At 58.2% G+C, this 14,488-nt stretch carries 15 protein-coding genes; 3 read left to right on the forward strand and 12 right to left on the reverse strand.

Annotation, left to right across the window (positions count from 1 at the left end; translation table 11 throughout):
• Positions 1–7: 7 nt before the first annotated feature.
• From PY649_RS13900 to rpoZ, 10 genes are all read right to left on the reverse strand, one after another.
• Positions 8–385, reverse strand: coding sequence for a response regulator (locus PY649_RS13900; RefSeq protein WP_349644422.1), 378 nt, complete (start codon positions 383–385; stop codon positions 8–10).
• A gap of 335 nt (positions 386–720) precedes the next feature.
• Positions 721–1,473, reverse strand: coding sequence for a Crp/Fnr family transcriptional regulator (locus PY649_RS13905; protein WP_285869048.1), 753 nt, complete (start codon positions 1,471–1,473; stop codon positions 721–723).
• An 85-nt stretch (positions 1,474–1,558) separates the two neighbouring features.
• On the reverse strand, positions 1,559–2,503 hold the full coding sequence (gene era / locus PY649_RS13910) for a GTPase Era (RefSeq protein WP_285869066.1): 945 nt from the start codon (positions 2,501–2,503) through the stop codon (positions 1,559–1,561).
• A 124-nt stretch (positions 2,504–2,627) separates the two neighbouring features.
• Positions 2,628–3,347 (reverse strand): ribonuclease III, encoded by a 720-nt coding sequence (gene rnc, locus PY649_RS13915; RefSeq protein WP_285869049.1) that lies wholly within the window; start codon positions 3,345–3,347, stop codon positions 2,628–2,630.
• A complete protein-coding gene (lepB, locus tag PY649_RS13920; RefSeq protein WP_285869050.1) occupies positions 3,344–4,090 on the reverse strand; it encodes a signal peptidase I in 747 nt (248 codons plus the stop codon). The genes rnc and lepB overlap by 4 nt, the downstream gene beginning before the upstream one ends.
• Positions 4,091–4,205: 115 nt before the next feature.
• Positions 4,206–4,610, reverse strand: coding sequence for a holo-ACP synthase (acpS, locus tag PY649_RS13925; protein ID WP_285869051.1), 405 nt, complete (start codon positions 4,608–4,610; stop codon positions 4,206–4,208).
• Between the two features lie 40 nt (positions 4,611–4,650).
• Complete coding sequence (locus PY649_RS13930) at positions 4,651–5,238, reverse strand: DUF2062 domain-containing protein (protein WP_285869053.1); 588 nt, start codon at positions 5,236–5,238, stop codon at positions 4,651–4,653.
• A 227-nt stretch (positions 5,239–5,465) separates the two neighbouring features.
• Entirely contained in the window at positions 5,466–5,615 is a 150-nt protein-coding gene (locus PY649_RS13935; protein ID WP_285869067.1) for a DUF3563 family protein, read from the reverse strand.
• Between the two features lie 192 nt (positions 5,616–5,807).
• On the reverse strand, positions 5,808–8,033 hold the full coding sequence (locus PY649_RS13940) for a RelA/SpoT family protein (protein ID WP_285869054.1): 2,226 nt from the start codon (positions 8,031–8,033) through the stop codon (positions 5,808–5,810).
• A gap of 102 nt (positions 8,034–8,135) precedes the next feature.
• On the reverse strand, positions 8,136–8,540 hold the full coding sequence (gene rpoZ / locus PY649_RS13945) for a DNA-directed RNA polymerase subunit omega (RefSeq protein ID WP_285869055.1): 405 nt from the start codon (positions 8,538–8,540) through the stop codon (positions 8,136–8,138).
• Between the two features lie 310 nt (positions 8,541–8,850).
• On the opposite strand from rpoZ, the gene PY649_RS13950 reads away from it, so the two are divergent.
• On the forward strand, positions 8,851–9,435 hold the full coding sequence (locus PY649_RS13950) for a LabA-like NYN domain-containing protein (protein WP_120703662.1): 585 nt from the start codon (positions 8,851–8,853) through the stop codon (positions 9,433–9,435).
• A gap of 69 nt (positions 9,436–9,504) precedes the next feature.
• On the opposite strand, the gene smpB is transcribed toward PY649_RS13950, so the two are convergent.
• Both smpB and dapA read right to left on the reverse strand, forming a co-directional pair.
• The gene (gene smpB / locus PY649_RS13955; protein WP_120703661.1) at positions 9,505–9,984 is read right to left on the reverse strand and encodes an SsrA-binding protein SmpB; all 480 of its coding nucleotides are present in this window, start codon (positions 9,982–9,984) and stop codon (positions 9,505–9,507) included.
• A 138-nt stretch (positions 9,985–10,122) separates the two neighbouring features.
• Positions 10,123–11,007 (reverse strand): 4-hydroxy-tetrahydrodipicolinate synthase, encoded by an 885-nt coding sequence (gene dapA, locus PY649_RS13960; RefSeq protein WP_285869058.1) that lies wholly within the window; start codon positions 11,005–11,007, stop codon positions 10,123–10,125.
• 332 nt (positions 11,008–11,339) lie between these two features.
• Between dapA and PY649_RS13965 the strand changes: the two genes are divergently transcribed.
• A complete protein-coding gene (locus tag PY649_RS13965; RefSeq protein WP_432761357.1) occupies positions 11,340–13,280 on the forward strand; it encodes a lytic transglycosylase domain-containing protein in 1,941 nt (646 codons plus the stop codon).
• A gap of 86 nt (positions 13,281–13,366) precedes the next feature.
• Complete coding sequence (locus PY649_RS13970; protein ID WP_285869061.1) at positions 13,367–14,260, forward strand: alpha/beta fold hydrolase; 894 nt, start codon at positions 13,367–13,369, stop codon at positions 14,258–14,260.
• Positions 14,261–14,488 lie beyond the last annotated feature (228 nt).

Consider the following 14,488-nt stretch of genomic DNA (forward strand, 5'->3'; position numbering starts at 1 on the left):
AATTGCTCTAGGAGTCGCTTGATAGACGGCTCGCTGCCGCCAACTTATCGACGAATGCCCGCATGGCAGCTTCATCGAAGGGCTTGTTGAGCAAGGGCACGTGCCGCATGTCGTGTGGGAAGTCGAGCGTATCAGGATAGCCGCTGACGAAACCGAAGGCGATACCGCGCCCGGCCAGCAACCGGGCAAAGCCGAAACTCATCGAATCCCCCAAATTGACATCCAGCATTGCAAAATCATAACGCTCTGTATGAATGGCGTTGACTGCCTGCTCCAGGTTCGAGGCGATTTCCACCTGCTCGACCCCTACAAGACGAAGGATTTCCTCCGCCTCCATCGCAATGATCAGATTGTCTTCTAAAATGAGAACGCGCTGAACCGTCATATCAGCGCCATCCCCGCGTCCGTACGCCAAACGGCGCGGTGCCCCGTAAATATTCCCACATCTATCCCTCCGGCGCCAATCATCGGCCCGTGTTGAATGGATGGTATTCCCCCATCCGTGTTGGCTAGATCTCATGTGACATGACCTTGCCTAGACCCGCTTCGCACTTTTAACCCCGCGGCACTATGGGCTCGTCATCATGCTCCAATCGCTTTTGCCGCTGCGGTTAGTAAAAGGTGAAACTGGTCGAAAAGTGACGACGAATGTAGTCTATGCTGATACAGTAATTGCTGGCATTTAAAAATGACATGGGCATCCTGTGTCAATATCGAACATCAGATGAATGGTCGCCGGCCCGAATCGAGCCCCTCCCACGCGGCGAGTTCGGCAAGTCCTTCGCCATTCAGCACGTCGCAACCGCGCTCCTGCCAATGAATCAATCCTCGTTCTGAGAGCCTTTTCAATGTTTTGTTGGTATGAACGATAGAGAGGCCGAGCGTATCGGCGATGTGCTGCTGTGTGATCGGGATGACCTTGCTGCCGTTGAAGAGGTGCAAGGCACTGGCCCGCTGATGCAGATAGGCGAGCAGATAAGCGGCTCTTTCCAGCGCGGAGCGCCGGCCGATGCTCAAGAGATGTTCATCCAGAATGCGTTCTTCCCGTGCGGCGATCCAGGTCAGATCAAAAGCGAGCGACGGATGCCTGTTATAGAGCGTCATCAGTTCCGCACGCTCGAAGACACAGAGCGAGACTGGTGACAGAGCTTCGGTGGAATGCCGCATTTCGCCCATGATCGAGCCCTGCAGACCGATGAGGTCGCCGGGCATGACATAATTGAGAATCTGCCTGCGCCCGTCTTCGAGGGTCTTATAGCGAAAGCCCCAGCCGGAAAGAATCGTGAAGAGGTGAGCGCTGTGGGCGCCCTCGAGGAAAATCGTCGCACCGGCATCGACGACAAGCTCGCCCTTCTTGAAATCCGCGACGAAACTCAGCTCCTCGCGATTGAATTCGCGGAAATGCGGCATGTCCCGCAGCGGACATTGCTGGCACGGCGTTTTTTGCCCGTGCATCGTTGTCGTCTTTGCCATTGACGCCGCCCCTTGGGCCGTGCCGACGGACGCAATCCGCCCGGCGGCTGTCGCAATGTAAGACAGTCAACGGAAAATTGTTCCGTCAGCGCGGAAACTCGAGGCCCATCTCGCGGAAGCGTTCCGGATCGTCGCCCCAGTTCTCCCGCACCTTGACGAAGAGGAAGAGATGCACCGGCTGCTCGAGAATTTCGGACAGTTCCTTGCGCGAGGCGGTCGAGATCGCCTTGATCGTTTCGCCTGATTTACCGAGGGCAATCTTCTTCTGGCTCTCACGCTCGACATAGATCACCTGCTCGATCCGCACCGAGCCGTCCTTGCGCTCCTCCCATTTCTCCGTCTCGACATGGGAGGAATAAGGCAATTCCTGATGCAGGCGCAGGAACAGTTTTTCGCGGGTGATTTCAGCGGCGAGCTGGCGCATCGGCAGGTCGGAAATCTGGTCCTCGGGATAATACCACGGGCCTTCCGGCAGGGTCTTTGCCAGATAGTCCATCACATCGTCGCAGCCCGAACCGTTTTCGGCCGAAATCATAAAGGTCTGCTCGAAGGCGATCTTCTCGTTGGCGGCAGCGGCGAGCGCCAGCAGGTCTTCGCGGCGAACCCGGTCGATCTTGTTCAGAACGAGGATCTTCGGCTGCGAAACTTCCTTCAGTCCTTCGAGGATGGCTTCGGCATCGCCGCGTATCCCGCGCTCGCTGTCGATCAGCAGCATGATGAGATCCGCATCCTTGGCGCCGCCCCAGGCGGTCGTCACCATTGCGCGGTCAAGGCGCCGGCGCGGCTTGAAGATACCGGGCGTATCCATGAAGACGATCTGCGCATTGTCATGAATGGCGATGCCGCGCACGATCGCGCGCGTCGTCTGCACCTTGTGGCTGACAATCGATACTTTGGCGCCGACGAGCCGGTTGACGAGCGTCGACTTGCCGGCATTGGTCGGGCCGATAAGGGCCACGAAGCCGGAATGCGTCGGGCTGATGTTTTCAGCCGCGCCTTCGCCGGCGGCCATGTCTTCCTGATTGGTCATCTTTTCCGTCATTTCTAGAGCGGCTCTGCGTTTCACGGAATCGCTTTCCCGCTCTCCCCTTTGTTTTTTACGCAATTCCGGACGGAAAACCGCTTCGCACTTTTCCTGGAATTACTCTAGGCAGTCATTTTTGAGAGGACTGGAGCTGCCATACACCTTCGCGCTCCAAAATCCGCGTCGCAGCCACCTGCTCGGCGGCGCGTTTGGAGCGTTCAATACCGGTCTCTGGCGCGGTTCCGGCCACCTCCACCGTCACCGTGAAGCGGGGATCATGATCCGGTCCGCTGCGGTCATCAACCCTATAAACGGGTGTGACACCAAATTTCGCGTGTGCCCATTCCTGCAATTCCGTCTTGGCGTCTCGCCTTGCACCATCGGGACGGATGGCGCGGCGCTCCCAGTAGCGCAAAATGAACTTGCGCGCCACTTCAAGGCCACCATCGAGATAGAGGGCCGCAATCAGGCTTTCGACGACGTCGGCACGCACATTCAGCATGCGCTTGCCGGTCAGTTTTTTGACATCGGCGCCGGTGCGGATGAAGAGATGCAACTGCATCTCGTCGGCGACTTCAGCGCAGGTCTCCGCACTCACCAACTGGTTGAGGCGCACCGAGAGTTCACCCTCGGTCGCCGTACCAAAGGTCTGGAAAAGCAGCTCGGCGATGCACAGGCCGAGAACCCGATCGCCTAGAAATTCCAGCCGCTCGTAATTGCCGGCCTTGTGCGTTCGAGCACTGGCATGCGTGAGAGCCCAGTCGAGGCGCCCCTTCTCAGCGAATTCGTGACCTATAGCGGCTTCAAGCCTGACACGATCTGCCTGCTGGAGCGTCTGCGTTTTCGTCATTCGACGACCTTAAAGAGGCGATCCCAACGCATGTTGGTCGGCCATTTCCAGATTTCGCGGAACGAAGTGTCGTGTCCGAGCGAGAAGAAAATGACGCTGGCGCGCCCGATCAGGTTCTCAGCCGGCACATAACCGACGTCGAAACGGCTGTCGTCGGAATTGTCGCGGTTGTCGCCCATCATGAAGTAGTTGCCCGGCGGCACGACATATTCCTGCGTGTTGTCGCCGCGCGAGTTCGGCGACAGGTCCAACGTATCGTAGACCTTGCCGGTATCCGGCAGACGCTCGCTATAAACGGGAATATCGTCGCCCGGCTCCTGGCTGTAGTCCGACGCGAAGGTGCCATGCGGCTGGCGCGGAACAGCCTGGCCGTTGATGTAAAGGATATCGTTCTTCACCTGAATACGATCGCCCGGCAGGCCGATGACGCGCTTGATATAGTCGACATCCGGATTAGGCGGGAAGCGGAAGACCACGACATCACCGCGCTTCGGTTCGCTACCGAAGATGCGGCCGCTGAACAGATCCGGCGAGAAAGGCAACGAATATTTCGAATAGCCGTAGGCGAACTTGTTGACGAAGATATAGTCGCCGACAAGAAGCGTCGGCATCATCGAGCCCGACGGAATGGTAAAAGGTTGAAATAGCACTGTGCGGATGATCATGGCCAGGACCAGAGCCTGTACTATGACCTTGAAGTTTTCCCACAGGACATTCTGCTGTTTTTCGGCTTTCTCGGACACGCAGTCTTATTCCTTGTTCGCACCCCACCGGCGCACTTTACTTTCAGGCACTCTCTATCTTCTTCATACCACGGCGGCAATGGCGCAGGTATTAAAAGCGAGACATGTTCGTCATTCAGCCCGCAATCGGCAGTGCTTCGATAATCACGAAGGCTTGAGCGAGAGGGAAATCATCGGTTATCGTCAAATGAATGGCAGCGCGATGATTTTCCGGCATCATCGCCGCCAGCCTTTTCGCCGCACCGCCCGTCAGCCGCATTGTCGGCTTGCCACTCGGCAGATTGACGACACCCATGTCGCGCCAGAAGACGCCCTGCGCCAGCCCCGTGCCAAGCGCCTTGGAGCAGGCTTCCTTGGCGGCGAAGCGTTTGGCGTATGACGCAGCCTTGTTCTTGCGCCCTTCGGATTTGGCGCGCTCGATGTCAGTGAAACAGCGCTCGGTGAACCGTGTACCGAAGCGCTCAATCGATTTTTCGATGCGGCGGATGTCGATGAGGTCGCTGCCTATCCCGATGATCATGAGAAGGCCCTCCAGCCGGCCGCGGCGATGTCGCGTTCCGTCAGACGCTCGATGCGTTGTCAGCAAGGGCCAGGCGCTCGCGCGCACGCTCCATCAGCCGCGCCTTGCGACGAGTTTTGAAGCTCTTCACCCCATAATAGGTCAACGCGTAGACGATGACGCCCGTGACGATTGCCGGCGGGATGCCACCGATCAGCATCGGCTTCAAGACCGGGTCCCAAATCTGCAGGAGATCGCCTTTATGCCACAGCGCAGGCAGATCGATGCCACCACTTTGGCCACCGCCGTCGCGCGCCAGGATCAGATGACCGATTTCCCAAGTGAGGCCCCAGATGAAGGGATAGGTGATGGGATTGCCAGCAGCCAGGCAGCCGAGCGCGGCCGCGACCACATTGCCACCGACCAGATAGGCGATGATGATCGCCATGACGAAATGCACGCCGATGAAGGGGGTCCAGGAAACGACGATGCCAGCAGCAAAGCCCGCAGCCACCGAATGCGGCGACGCGGCAAGGCGCACGAGGCGCTTTCCGAAATATTGGAACGAGCGAATGAAACCTTTACGGGGCCAAAGATGATCCCGCAGTTTTTCCCTCAACGTCAGTGGTTTTCTGCGACGAAATAACATGCGGCTTATCTAGTGCACCCAGGGCCGTGATGACAAGAGCGGCGAAGCGCATCATACGCCGATTATCCAGCCGCAGCACCTATGCTCTCTGGAGCGGACGCATGTTCAAAGAACAGCAAAAGCCTGGTCTAGCTCTTTATGCGGAACATCCTGTCTGCTTTCAGCGGGACGCTCCAAGGGCGCTGCAACATGCGCGCCCCTTCCCATTTTGAAAGTATTGTCAGCGTTTAACGCTGGCGGAACATGCCGCGATCGACCTGGCGCTGACGATATTCAAGGTCAAAGCGGTCGTGCGAACCATTCAGATAGGCCATTTCACGTTCTTCAGTACTCGGAACGCGCAAAGCACGGGCGAATTTCTTGATAGGACCAAACATTGTCTTCTCTCTTCTCTGTATCGTTTCTTCAACGATCAGAAGATAGGCGTGGCAAAGGTTAATTACCACCGCTCTAAAATACACGCAGCCATGCACAGATCGCATGGCTTTGTACAAAGCTAGGCAAATTTGGTCACAAAATGATCATAAAATATGCAATTCGCATCGGATCGATGCCATTGCCAAGGATAATTATTCGTAAAGCCGCTTTACGGTGGCGATGCAATCGAGCTCTTTCAGCTGCACGAGGAGCTGATTGAGCTGGCGCAGATCCCAGACTTCGACATCCAGCGCCATCTCCGTAAAGTCGGCGGCAACACGCACCGTGTTGAGAACGCGGATGTTGACGTCGATGTCGGCAACCGTCTGCGCGACTTTGGCAAGCGTGCCGGGCTCATTCAGCGCATTGATCAGGATACGGGCGGAGAAGCGGGACTTATTGGCCTCATCGAGATCCCACCGCACGTCGATCCATCGCTCCGGCTGGTCGTCGAAACGCTGCAGTGCCGGTGACTGGATCGGATAGATGGTGATGCCCCTGGCCTTTTCCATGATACCGACGATACGGTCCCCGGGTACGGCACCGGTCGGAGCGAAATGTACTTCGACATCCGCCGCCAAGCCGCGGATCGGCGGGGCATCGCCCCCTTCGACACTGGCAGCGAGATCGGTCTTGTTCTTGCCGGGGATCTTGAAGATCATGCCTGCGACGCTGCGGACATTGAACCAGCCTTCGTCACCGGCGGGCTTGACCGTGACACGTTCGTCCTGATGATCGGGATAGACCGCGCGCAATACATCGAGCGACGACATCTCTCCTCGCCCGACAGCGGCGATCGCATCCTCGACATCCTTCTGGCCGAGACGGTGCAGCGCCGGCTTCAGCGCCTCGCGCGAAAAGACCTTGCCGGCGCGCTCGAAGGTGCGCTCCAGGATACGGTGGCCGAGGCCAGCATATTGTTTGCGGATGGCGAGCCGCGTGGCGCGGCGAATGGCGGCGCGCGCCTTGCCGGTCACGACGATCTCTTCCCAGGCGGCCGGCGGCACCTGCACGCCGGAGCGGATGATCTCAACTTCGTCGCCATTGGTCAGACGCGTCACCAGCGGCATGATGCGGCCGTTGATCTTGGCGCCGACCGTGGTGTCGCCGATATTGGTGTGAACGGCGTAAGCAAAATCGATCGGCGTGGCACCGCGCGGCAGCGCGATCAGCTTGCCCTTCGGCGTGAAGCAGAAGACCTGATCCTGGAATAGTTCCAGCTTGGTGTGCTCGAGGAATTCTTCGGGGCTGTCGCCCTCGGCGAGCGCCTCAATGGTATGGCGCAGCCAGGAATAGGCATTGCTTTCGCGCGACAGCAGCTCGCCATCGCCGTTGTTGTTGGTGCCGTCCTTATAGAGCGTGTGGGCGGCGATGCCGAACTCGGCGATTTCATGCATGCGCTTGGTGCGGATCTGCAGCTCGATACGCTGGCTGGACGGACCGACGATGGTAGTGTGCAGCGAGCGGTAATCGTTCTGCTTCGGCGTCGAAATATAGTCCTTGAACCGGCCAGGCACGACACGCCAGCGGGTATGCACAATGCCGAGCGCGCGATAGCAGGAGGGAACGTCGTCGACCAGGAGGCGGAAACCATAGACATCGGAGAGCTGCTCAAAGGAAAGCGACTTCGACTGCATCTTGCGGAAAACCGAATAAGGCTTCTTCTGCCTGCCCTTGACCATGGCGTTGGCCAGGCCATTGGCGACCAGCAGGTCACGCAGTTCAGTCTCGATCTTCTTTACCAGTCCTTCATTGCGACGCGACAGCTCTTCGAGGCGCTTGGTAACTGTATCATGCGCCTCGGGATTGATGTGGCGGAAGGACAGCTCCTCCAGCTCCTCGCGCATGTCCTGCATGCCCATGCGGCCGGCAAGCGGCGCATAGATTTCCATCGTCTCCTCGGAAATGCGGGCGCGCTTCTCGGGCGACATATGGTCGAGCGTACGCATATTGTGCAGGCGGTCGGCCAGTTTGACCAGGAGCACGCGGACGTCGTCGGAAATGGCGAGTAGCAGCTTGCGCAGATTCTCCGCCTGCTTCGCCTTCTTGGTGACGAGATCGAGCTTCTTGATCTTGGTGAGCCCCTCCACCAGGCGACCGATATCCTCGCCGAACAACTCGTCGATTTCGGCGCGCGTCGCAGTGGTGTCTTCGATCGTGTCATGCAGGAGAGCGACGGCGATCGTCGATTCATCCAGACGCATGTCGGTCAGGATGGCAGCAACTTCGAGGGGATGGGAAATATAGGGATCGCCGCTGGCACGCTTCTGCTGCCCATGCTTTTGCATCGCATAAACATAGGCCTTATTGAGAAGTGCTTCATTGGCATCGGGCTTGTATTTCTGCACACGCTCGACAAGCTCGTATTGCCGCATCATTCCCAAGCTACTCCCGCAAAATAAAAGCGCGCCAGTCCTACGACCGGCGCACGCATCACTTTATCATCATATCGCGCTTGGTTAGAGCATCAAGCTCAACGATCAGTAATCGTCGCTTTTTTCCGGCGGAACAAGGCCTTCGATGCCGGCGAGAAGCTCTTCTTCCGACATCTGGTCGAAGGTGACGGCTTCCGGCAGATCTTCTTCTTCCTCGCCCGAAGCCGAAGCGGCGGCGCCGGCAGCCAGGAGGCTTGCCGGATCGGGCTCGGGCTCGTCGACTTCGACGTGCTTCTGCAGCGAGTGGATCAGGTCTTCCTTCAGATCATCGGGAGACAGCGTCTCATCGGCGATTTCGCGCAACGCAACGACCGGGTTCTTGTCGTTGTCGCGGTCGATGGTGATCGACGAACCCTGCGAAATCAGGCGGGCACGGTGACTGGCGAGGAGCACCAGCTCGAACCGGTTTTCTACTTTATCAATGCAATCTTCTACTGTGACACGGGCCATTGCCTGTCCTTTGCGGTCGTGATGTCTTCATCATGTCTCGGAGTAGCACGCGGATACAAGCAAACGATGGCAAATTCAAGTTTTTCCTGCTTCAGGGCTGCCAATCCCCATACAATGCGCTAAAATTCATTAGACAAGTTGCGCATTCAACTATTGGTTGCTTGGAATATCGCGAATCGTGCCCTAAATCTCGTTTATATGAATAATTCATAAAGTAATGCGGATTATTCTTGAGCGTCATACAAGACATTGTTTTGACTGCATTTTGAGTAAAAGTAATTGCGTTATGGTAACAATGGATATGTAAGCGATGTTCGATCCACGCGAAAAAATTGCACTTTTTATTGACGGCGCCAATCTTTACGCCGCTTCAAAAAGCCTCGGTTTTGATATCGATTATCGTAAGCTGCTCAAGGCCTTTCAGAAGCGCGGATATCTGCTGCGAGCCTATTATTACACGGCACTTATCGAGGATCAGGAATATTCTTCGATCCGCCCGCTGATCGATTGGCTAGACTATAATGGCTATAAGGTCATCACCAAGCCGGCGAAGGAATTCACCGACTCCATGGGCCGCCGCAAGATCAAGGGCAACATGGATATCGAGCTGGCGATCGATGCCATGGAGCAGTCGGAAACTGTCGACCATCTTGTGATCTTCTCCGGCGACGGCGATTTCACCACGCTGGTGGAAGCGCTGCAGCGCCGTGGCCGCAAGGTGTCCGTCATCTCCACCATGGCGACCCAACCGCCGATGATCGCGGATGACCTGCGCCGCCAGGCTGATCACTTTATCGACCTGGTGTCGCTGAAAGCCGAAATCGGCCGCGACCCCTCCGAGCGCCCACAGCGTCCCGTCGAAGCGACCCCCGCCGCTGCGGATGTCGAAGAGTAATCTGGGACCTGCGAAAGCGTTCCGTATTTGCCGTGACCACAGGCCCTTTGCTTTGGCTCAGGGTGGTTGTCACCCATTATCCTTCAAAAGCCGGCTCCTCTGCCGGTTCCAGTCGCGTTCCTTCTCGGATTCGCGCTTGTCATGAATCTTCTTGCCTTTAGCGAGCGCCAGTTCCAGCTTGGCGCGGCCGCTGTCGTTGAAATAGATCTTCAGCGGGATCAGCGTCATGCCTTCGCGGTTTACGGCGGAGCGCAACCGGCCGATCTCGCGACCTGAGAGCAACAGTTTACGGCGACGGCGCGGCTCGTGATTGAAACGGTTCGCCTGCAGATATTCCGGCAGATAGGAATTGATCAGCCAAATCTCCCCGTCCTCGTCGGAGGCATAAGATTCGGCGATATTGGCCTTGCCCTCGCGCAGCGATTTGACCTCCGTGCCTTTCAGCACGAGCCCCGCCTCATAGGTATCGATGATCTCGTAGTTGAAGCGCGCCTTGCGGTTTTCCGCGACGATCTTCTTCACCACGCGTTGGCTGCCTTTGGGTGCCATGGTTCTTCTTCTTTTTCGTGCGTCAATTCCGGCAGCGGCCAACGGCGCGCCAAGATGTCATACCTTAAATAAGCGAGACCGCCCTCCTTGTGAAGAGAGCGGCCCCGACAGAAGATTCGTGAGTGCCTTTGCGTGCGGTCAGTTCACGACGCCGGCGTGGCGCATGGCTGCGTCGATTGCCGCTTCGGTGCTCGGCTCCAGCGTCGAAAGCAGCGGCGAGCGCACATTGCGGCTCATGCGGCCAAGACGGGAAAGGCCGTACTTCGCGCCACAGAGACCTGGTTCCAGGAAGATTGCCTTATGCAGCGGCATCAGGCGGTCCTGATAATCCAGGGCCTTGGCATAGTCGCCGGCAAGCGTCGCCGCCTGAAATTCGGCACAGAGACGCGGCGCGACATTGGCCGTCACCGAGATGCAGCCGACACCGCCATGGGCATTGAAGCCAAGCGCCGTCGCATCCTCGCCGGAAAGCTGGCGAAAGTCGCGGCCGCAGGTGATGCGCTGTTCGGAAACGCGTTCGATCTTGCCCGTCGCATCCTTGACGCCGACGATATTTGCATGCGCCTTGGCCAGCGCTCCCATCGTCTCCGGCGTCATGTCGACGACCGAGCGGCCTGGGATATTGTAGATATAGATGGGCAGCTTCACCGCTTCGGCGATGGCCGAAAAATGGGCGTAAAGCCCCTTCTGCGTCGGCTTGTTGTAATACGGCGTGACGACCAGAACCGCGTTGGCGCCGACCTTCTCGGCATGCTGGGCCAGCTCGATCGCCTCGCGGGTATTGTTGGAGCCGGCGCCGGCCATGACCGGAACGCGCTTGCCCGCCACTTCGATGCAAAGCTCGACAACCCGCTTGTGCTCGTCATGCGACAGGGTCGGAGACTCACCCGTCGTGCCGACGGGAACAAGCCCGCTGCTGCCCTCTTTTATCTGCCACTCGACGTGGGAAGCGAAGGACGCTTCATCCACCTTGCCGGCGTCTGTGAAGGGCGTAACGAGTGCGGGAATGGACCCCTGGAACATGCAAGTCTCCTCGCGGCGCCGCTTTCATGCTTCAGCCGCAATCCATGGTTATGAATCCGCGCACCATAAAGCGCTCACTTGACGGCGACAAGCGCGCTTTCGATGGTAAAGGGCAGTTTCCGATATCATAATTGATTGAAATTCGGGCCAACGCTAAGGTTTCGTTAATATAAAATTCGGCAAATGGAGGGGGCCTGTTTTTTGTTGTGAGTAGCCGGATGAAAAGACCTATCGTGATCTTGGCCGCTATGGGCGTGGCGGTCGCCTGGGGCACGTTTGCCTCGCAGCTTCCCGGCAACCATGTATCGACGCCAGAGACGACCGATGTGGCAATGACCATGCCGGATCCGCTGAGCACCGGGTCTATACCGCGCGGTTCCGCAATCGCGCCCGTCAACGGTGACCTTAAAGCCGGCCTTGACGCTCTCTCCAACAAGAACCCGATGCAAGCGCTCGCCATTCGCAACAGCATGGGCCAGGAGACGCTCGACCGTCATATTCTGACCTGGGCGATCGCGACCTCGGGCCAGCCTGGCGTTCCTTCCGGCGAAATCGCCGCGGCAGCGCGCGAACTCGCCGGCTGGCCCGGCCTCACCAGTCTGCGTGGCAATTCCGAACGTGCGCTTTACGCTGAAAACCCGCCGGCTGATCAAGTGCTTGCCGCCTTCGGCAACACACAGCCGGAAACGCCGGAAGGCGCGGTCATCCTGTCACGTGCGCTGGTTTCGCGCGGTGGTTCGGCGCAAGCCGCCAAGCTCATCCGCAAGGTGTGGCGCAATGAGGCGCTGGACAAGTCATTCGAAGACAAGATCCTTGCCGAATTCTCCAGTCTGCTGTCGCCGGCCGATCACAAGGCGCGCATGGACTATCTGCTCTACCGCGGACGCACCGCGCAGGCCAAGCGTTTCGGCGACCTAGGAAGGGCGCAGTCGCTCTACAAGGCTTGGGCAGCGGTCAACAATCATGCGGCCAATGCCGGAACGCTGCTTGCAAACATGGATCCGCAGTGGCGAAACGATCCCGCCTATCTTTTCATGCGGATCGAGAACCTGCGCCGTCAGGACAAATATGACGATGCCGCCAATCTCCTGATGCAGATGCCGCGCGACCGCGGCGCGCTCGTCGATGCCAGCCAATGGTGGGATGAGCAGCGTATCGTCAGCCGCGGCCTGGTGGATCAAGGTGAATTCAAGACTGCCTATCGCGTCGTCGACGCCAACGTCGCGGATAATCCGCAGGATGTCGGTGAGGCAGAATTCCACGCCGGTTGGTATGCACTGCGTGGGCTGCAGGACGGTGCGACGGCTGCAGCGCATTTCCGCAAGATCCTGCAGGTATCGAACGGCCCGATCTCGCAATCGCGGGCATGGTACTGGCTCGGACGCTCCGCAGAAGCCGGTGGTCCCGGAAAGGCTGCGGATTTCTACGTCAAAGCCGCCTCTTACCCGGCCACGTTCTATGGCCAGCTCGCCGCAGAAAAACTGGGCCGGCGGACGCTGAACGTCACCTACCCCTCACCAACGACCGAAGATCGACAGCGCTTCCAGTCCCGCGAAGCCGTTCAGGCCATCGCGCACCTCGAAGCGGCGGGCCATGGCTGGCGGGCTGACGCCCTTTACCGGGCACTGGCGAAACAATTGCAAAGCCCCGGCGAGATCGCCATGTTGGCAGCGGGGGCTGAACGCTCCGGCAATCATCAGCTTTCTCTTCAGGTCGGCAAGATCGCCTATGGCCGCGGTGTCGATGTCGCAGCACTTGCCTTCCCGATCGGCGTCATTCCGGACAATGCCAATATCTCCGGCTCCGGCAAGGCGCTCGCCTATGCCATCGCGCGGCAGGAAAGCGCCTTCAACCCGGCAGCAGTTTCCTCCGCCAATGCGCGCGGCCTGCTGCAGCTTCTGCCGAAGACCGCCAAGGCGGTCGCCGGCCGTCATGGCATGGCCTATTCGGCAGACAAGCTGACGCAGGATGCCGGCTACAACGCCACACTCGGCTCCCATTATCTCGGCGAACAGATCGATGCTTTCGGCGGCTCCTACATTCTGACCTTCATTGCCTACAATGCCGGCCCGAACAAGGTTCCGGAGTGGATCAACCGCTACGGCGACCCGCGCGGCAAATCGATCGACGATGTCGTTGACTGGATCGAGCGTATCCCCTTCCCCGAAACGCGCAACTATGTTCAGCGCGTCATGGAAAATTATCAGGTCTACAAGACCCGCCTCGGCCAGAAGACCGACATCGAGCACGATCTGATTTATGGACGCAGCTGACCTCTGCGTCGGCAAGTCTGGTTGTTAGAGACGCTGAAATGGCGTTACATCCCTCGTGAAAGGCTATTCACCACGAGGGGTTATCGATGAAGAGTGACGATGAAAGCGGCTTTATTGTCAGAACGATCTCGGCACCGGACGGGCTAAAGCTCTATGCACGCGATTACGGAGGCAGCGATTCGCCGACCACAAGCCTGCCGCCGATCGTTTGCCTGCCGGGACTGACGCGTAATTCTCGCGATTTTCACGATTTAGCGCTGTTTTTGTCGCGGGATCCGGTGGTATCGCACAGGGTGATTACTCTCGATTCTCGCGGGCGTGGTTTGTCGGCCTGGGACGACGACAAGAGCCACTATAACCTTGCGGTCGAGGCTCAGGACGTGCTCGCAACATGCGCCGCGCTCGATATTCCAAAAGCCTGCTTCATCGGTACGTCGCGCGGTGGTCTTGTCCTGCATCTGCTGGCGGCGAACCAACCCGATATTCTGAAGGCAGTCATTCTCAACGACATAGGTCCCGTTCTGGAAAAGGAAGGGCTTGCTGATATCCGCGACTATCTGAACCGCGGCAGGAAGCCGGCCGATTGGAACGAGGCCGTCGACATTTTGCGGGAAAATCGCGGTCGCGGCTTCACGGTGCTTACGGACGACGATTGGCGCGACATGGCGCGGGCGATCTACACTGTCACTGATGGAAAAGTCGTCGCGGATTTCGATCCGGCTATTGCCGCGCAGCTGCGGTCGCTCGATCTTGAAGCGCCGATCCCGGATCTCTGGCCGCAGTTCGAGGCATTTCAGAACATCCCGTTAATGGTGATTCGCGGCGAGAATTCGAAACTGCTGACGACGGCTACTGTCGAGGAGATGGCGAAGCGGCATCTGGGCATGACGGCAAAGATTGCCGTCGGGCAAGGACATGCTCCTGTCCTGCACCTGGGGGATATTCCGGCCGCAATCCAGCATTTCCTTGCGACGATTTGAATTGAAGACATCGTTGGAAAGCGCTGCGCAAAAGAGAAAAGGCCCGGTTGGGAAAACCGGGCCAGTCCTTTTCTGATCGGAGGTCAGATCAGAGTATAAGTCATGTCCAATTCGATTCGGTGAACCGAATTAGAAGCTGCGCTGGAAGCGGAGGATACCAGCCCACTGATCCTGGTTCACAGAATCGAAGTTGGTGTAGGTAACTTCCGGCTCGACGAGGAGGTTCTT

Source organism: Rhizobium mayense, assembly GCF_030272705.1.
Classification (GTDB): domain Bacteria; phylum Pseudomonadota; class Alphaproteobacteria; order Rhizobiales; family Rhizobiaceae; genus Rhizobium; species Rhizobium mayense.

Bases quoted from the DNA above. Each gene is read 5' to 3' on its own strand.
- PY649_RS13900 (WP_349644422.1), bottom strand. From the start codon at position 385: ATGACGGTTCAGCGCGTTCTCATTTTAGAAGACAATCTGATCATTGCG.
- PY649_RS13905 (WP_285869048.1), bottom strand. From the start codon at position 1,473: ATGGCAAAGACGACAACGATGCACGGGCAAAAAACGCCGTGCCAGCAA.
- era (WP_285869066.1), bottom strand. From the start codon at position 2,503: ATGACCAATCAGGAAGACATGGCCGCCGGCGAAGGCGCGGCTGAAAAC.
- rnc (WP_285869049.1), bottom strand. From the start codon at position 3,347: ATGACGAAAACGCAGACGCTCCAGCAGGCAGATCGTGTCAGGCTTGAA.
- acpS (WP_285869051.1), bottom strand. From the start codon at position 4,610: ATGATCATCGGGATAGGCAGCGACCTCATCGACATCCGCCGCATCGAA.
- PY649_RS13930 (WP_285869053.1), bottom strand. From the start codon at position 5,238: ATGTTATTTCGTCGCAGAAAACCACTGACGTTGAGGGAAAAACTGCGG.
- PY649_RS13935 (WP_285869067.1), bottom strand. From the start codon at position 5,615: ATGTTTGGTCCTATCAAGAAATTCGCCCGTGCTTTGCGCGTTCCGAGT.
- PY649_RS13940 (WP_285869054.1), bottom strand. From the start codon at position 8,033: ATGATGCGGCAATACGAGCTTGTCGAGCGTGTGCAGAAATACAAGCCC.
- rpoZ (WP_285869055.1), bottom strand. From the start codon at position 8,540: ATGGCCCGTGTCACAGTAGAAGATTGCATTGATAAAGTAGAAAACCGG.
- PY649_RS13950 (WP_120703662.1), top strand. From the start codon at position 8,851: ATGTTCGATCCACGCGAAAAAATTGCACTTTTTATTGACGGCGCCAAT.
- smpB (WP_120703661.1), bottom strand. From the start codon at position 9,984: ATGGCACCCAAAGGCAGCCAACGCGTGGTGAAGAAGATCGTCGCGGAA.
- dapA (WP_285869058.1), bottom strand. From the start codon at position 11,007: ATGTTCCAGGGGTCCATTCCCGCACTCGTTACGCCCTTCACAGACGCC.
- PY649_RS13965 (WP_432761357.1), top strand. From the start codon at position 11,340: ATGACCATGCCGGATCCGCTGAGCACCGGGTCTATACCGCGCGGTTCC.
- PY649_RS13970 (WP_285869061.1), top strand. From the start codon at position 13,367: ATGAAGAGTGACGATGAAAGCGGCTTTATTGTCAGAACGATCTCGGCA.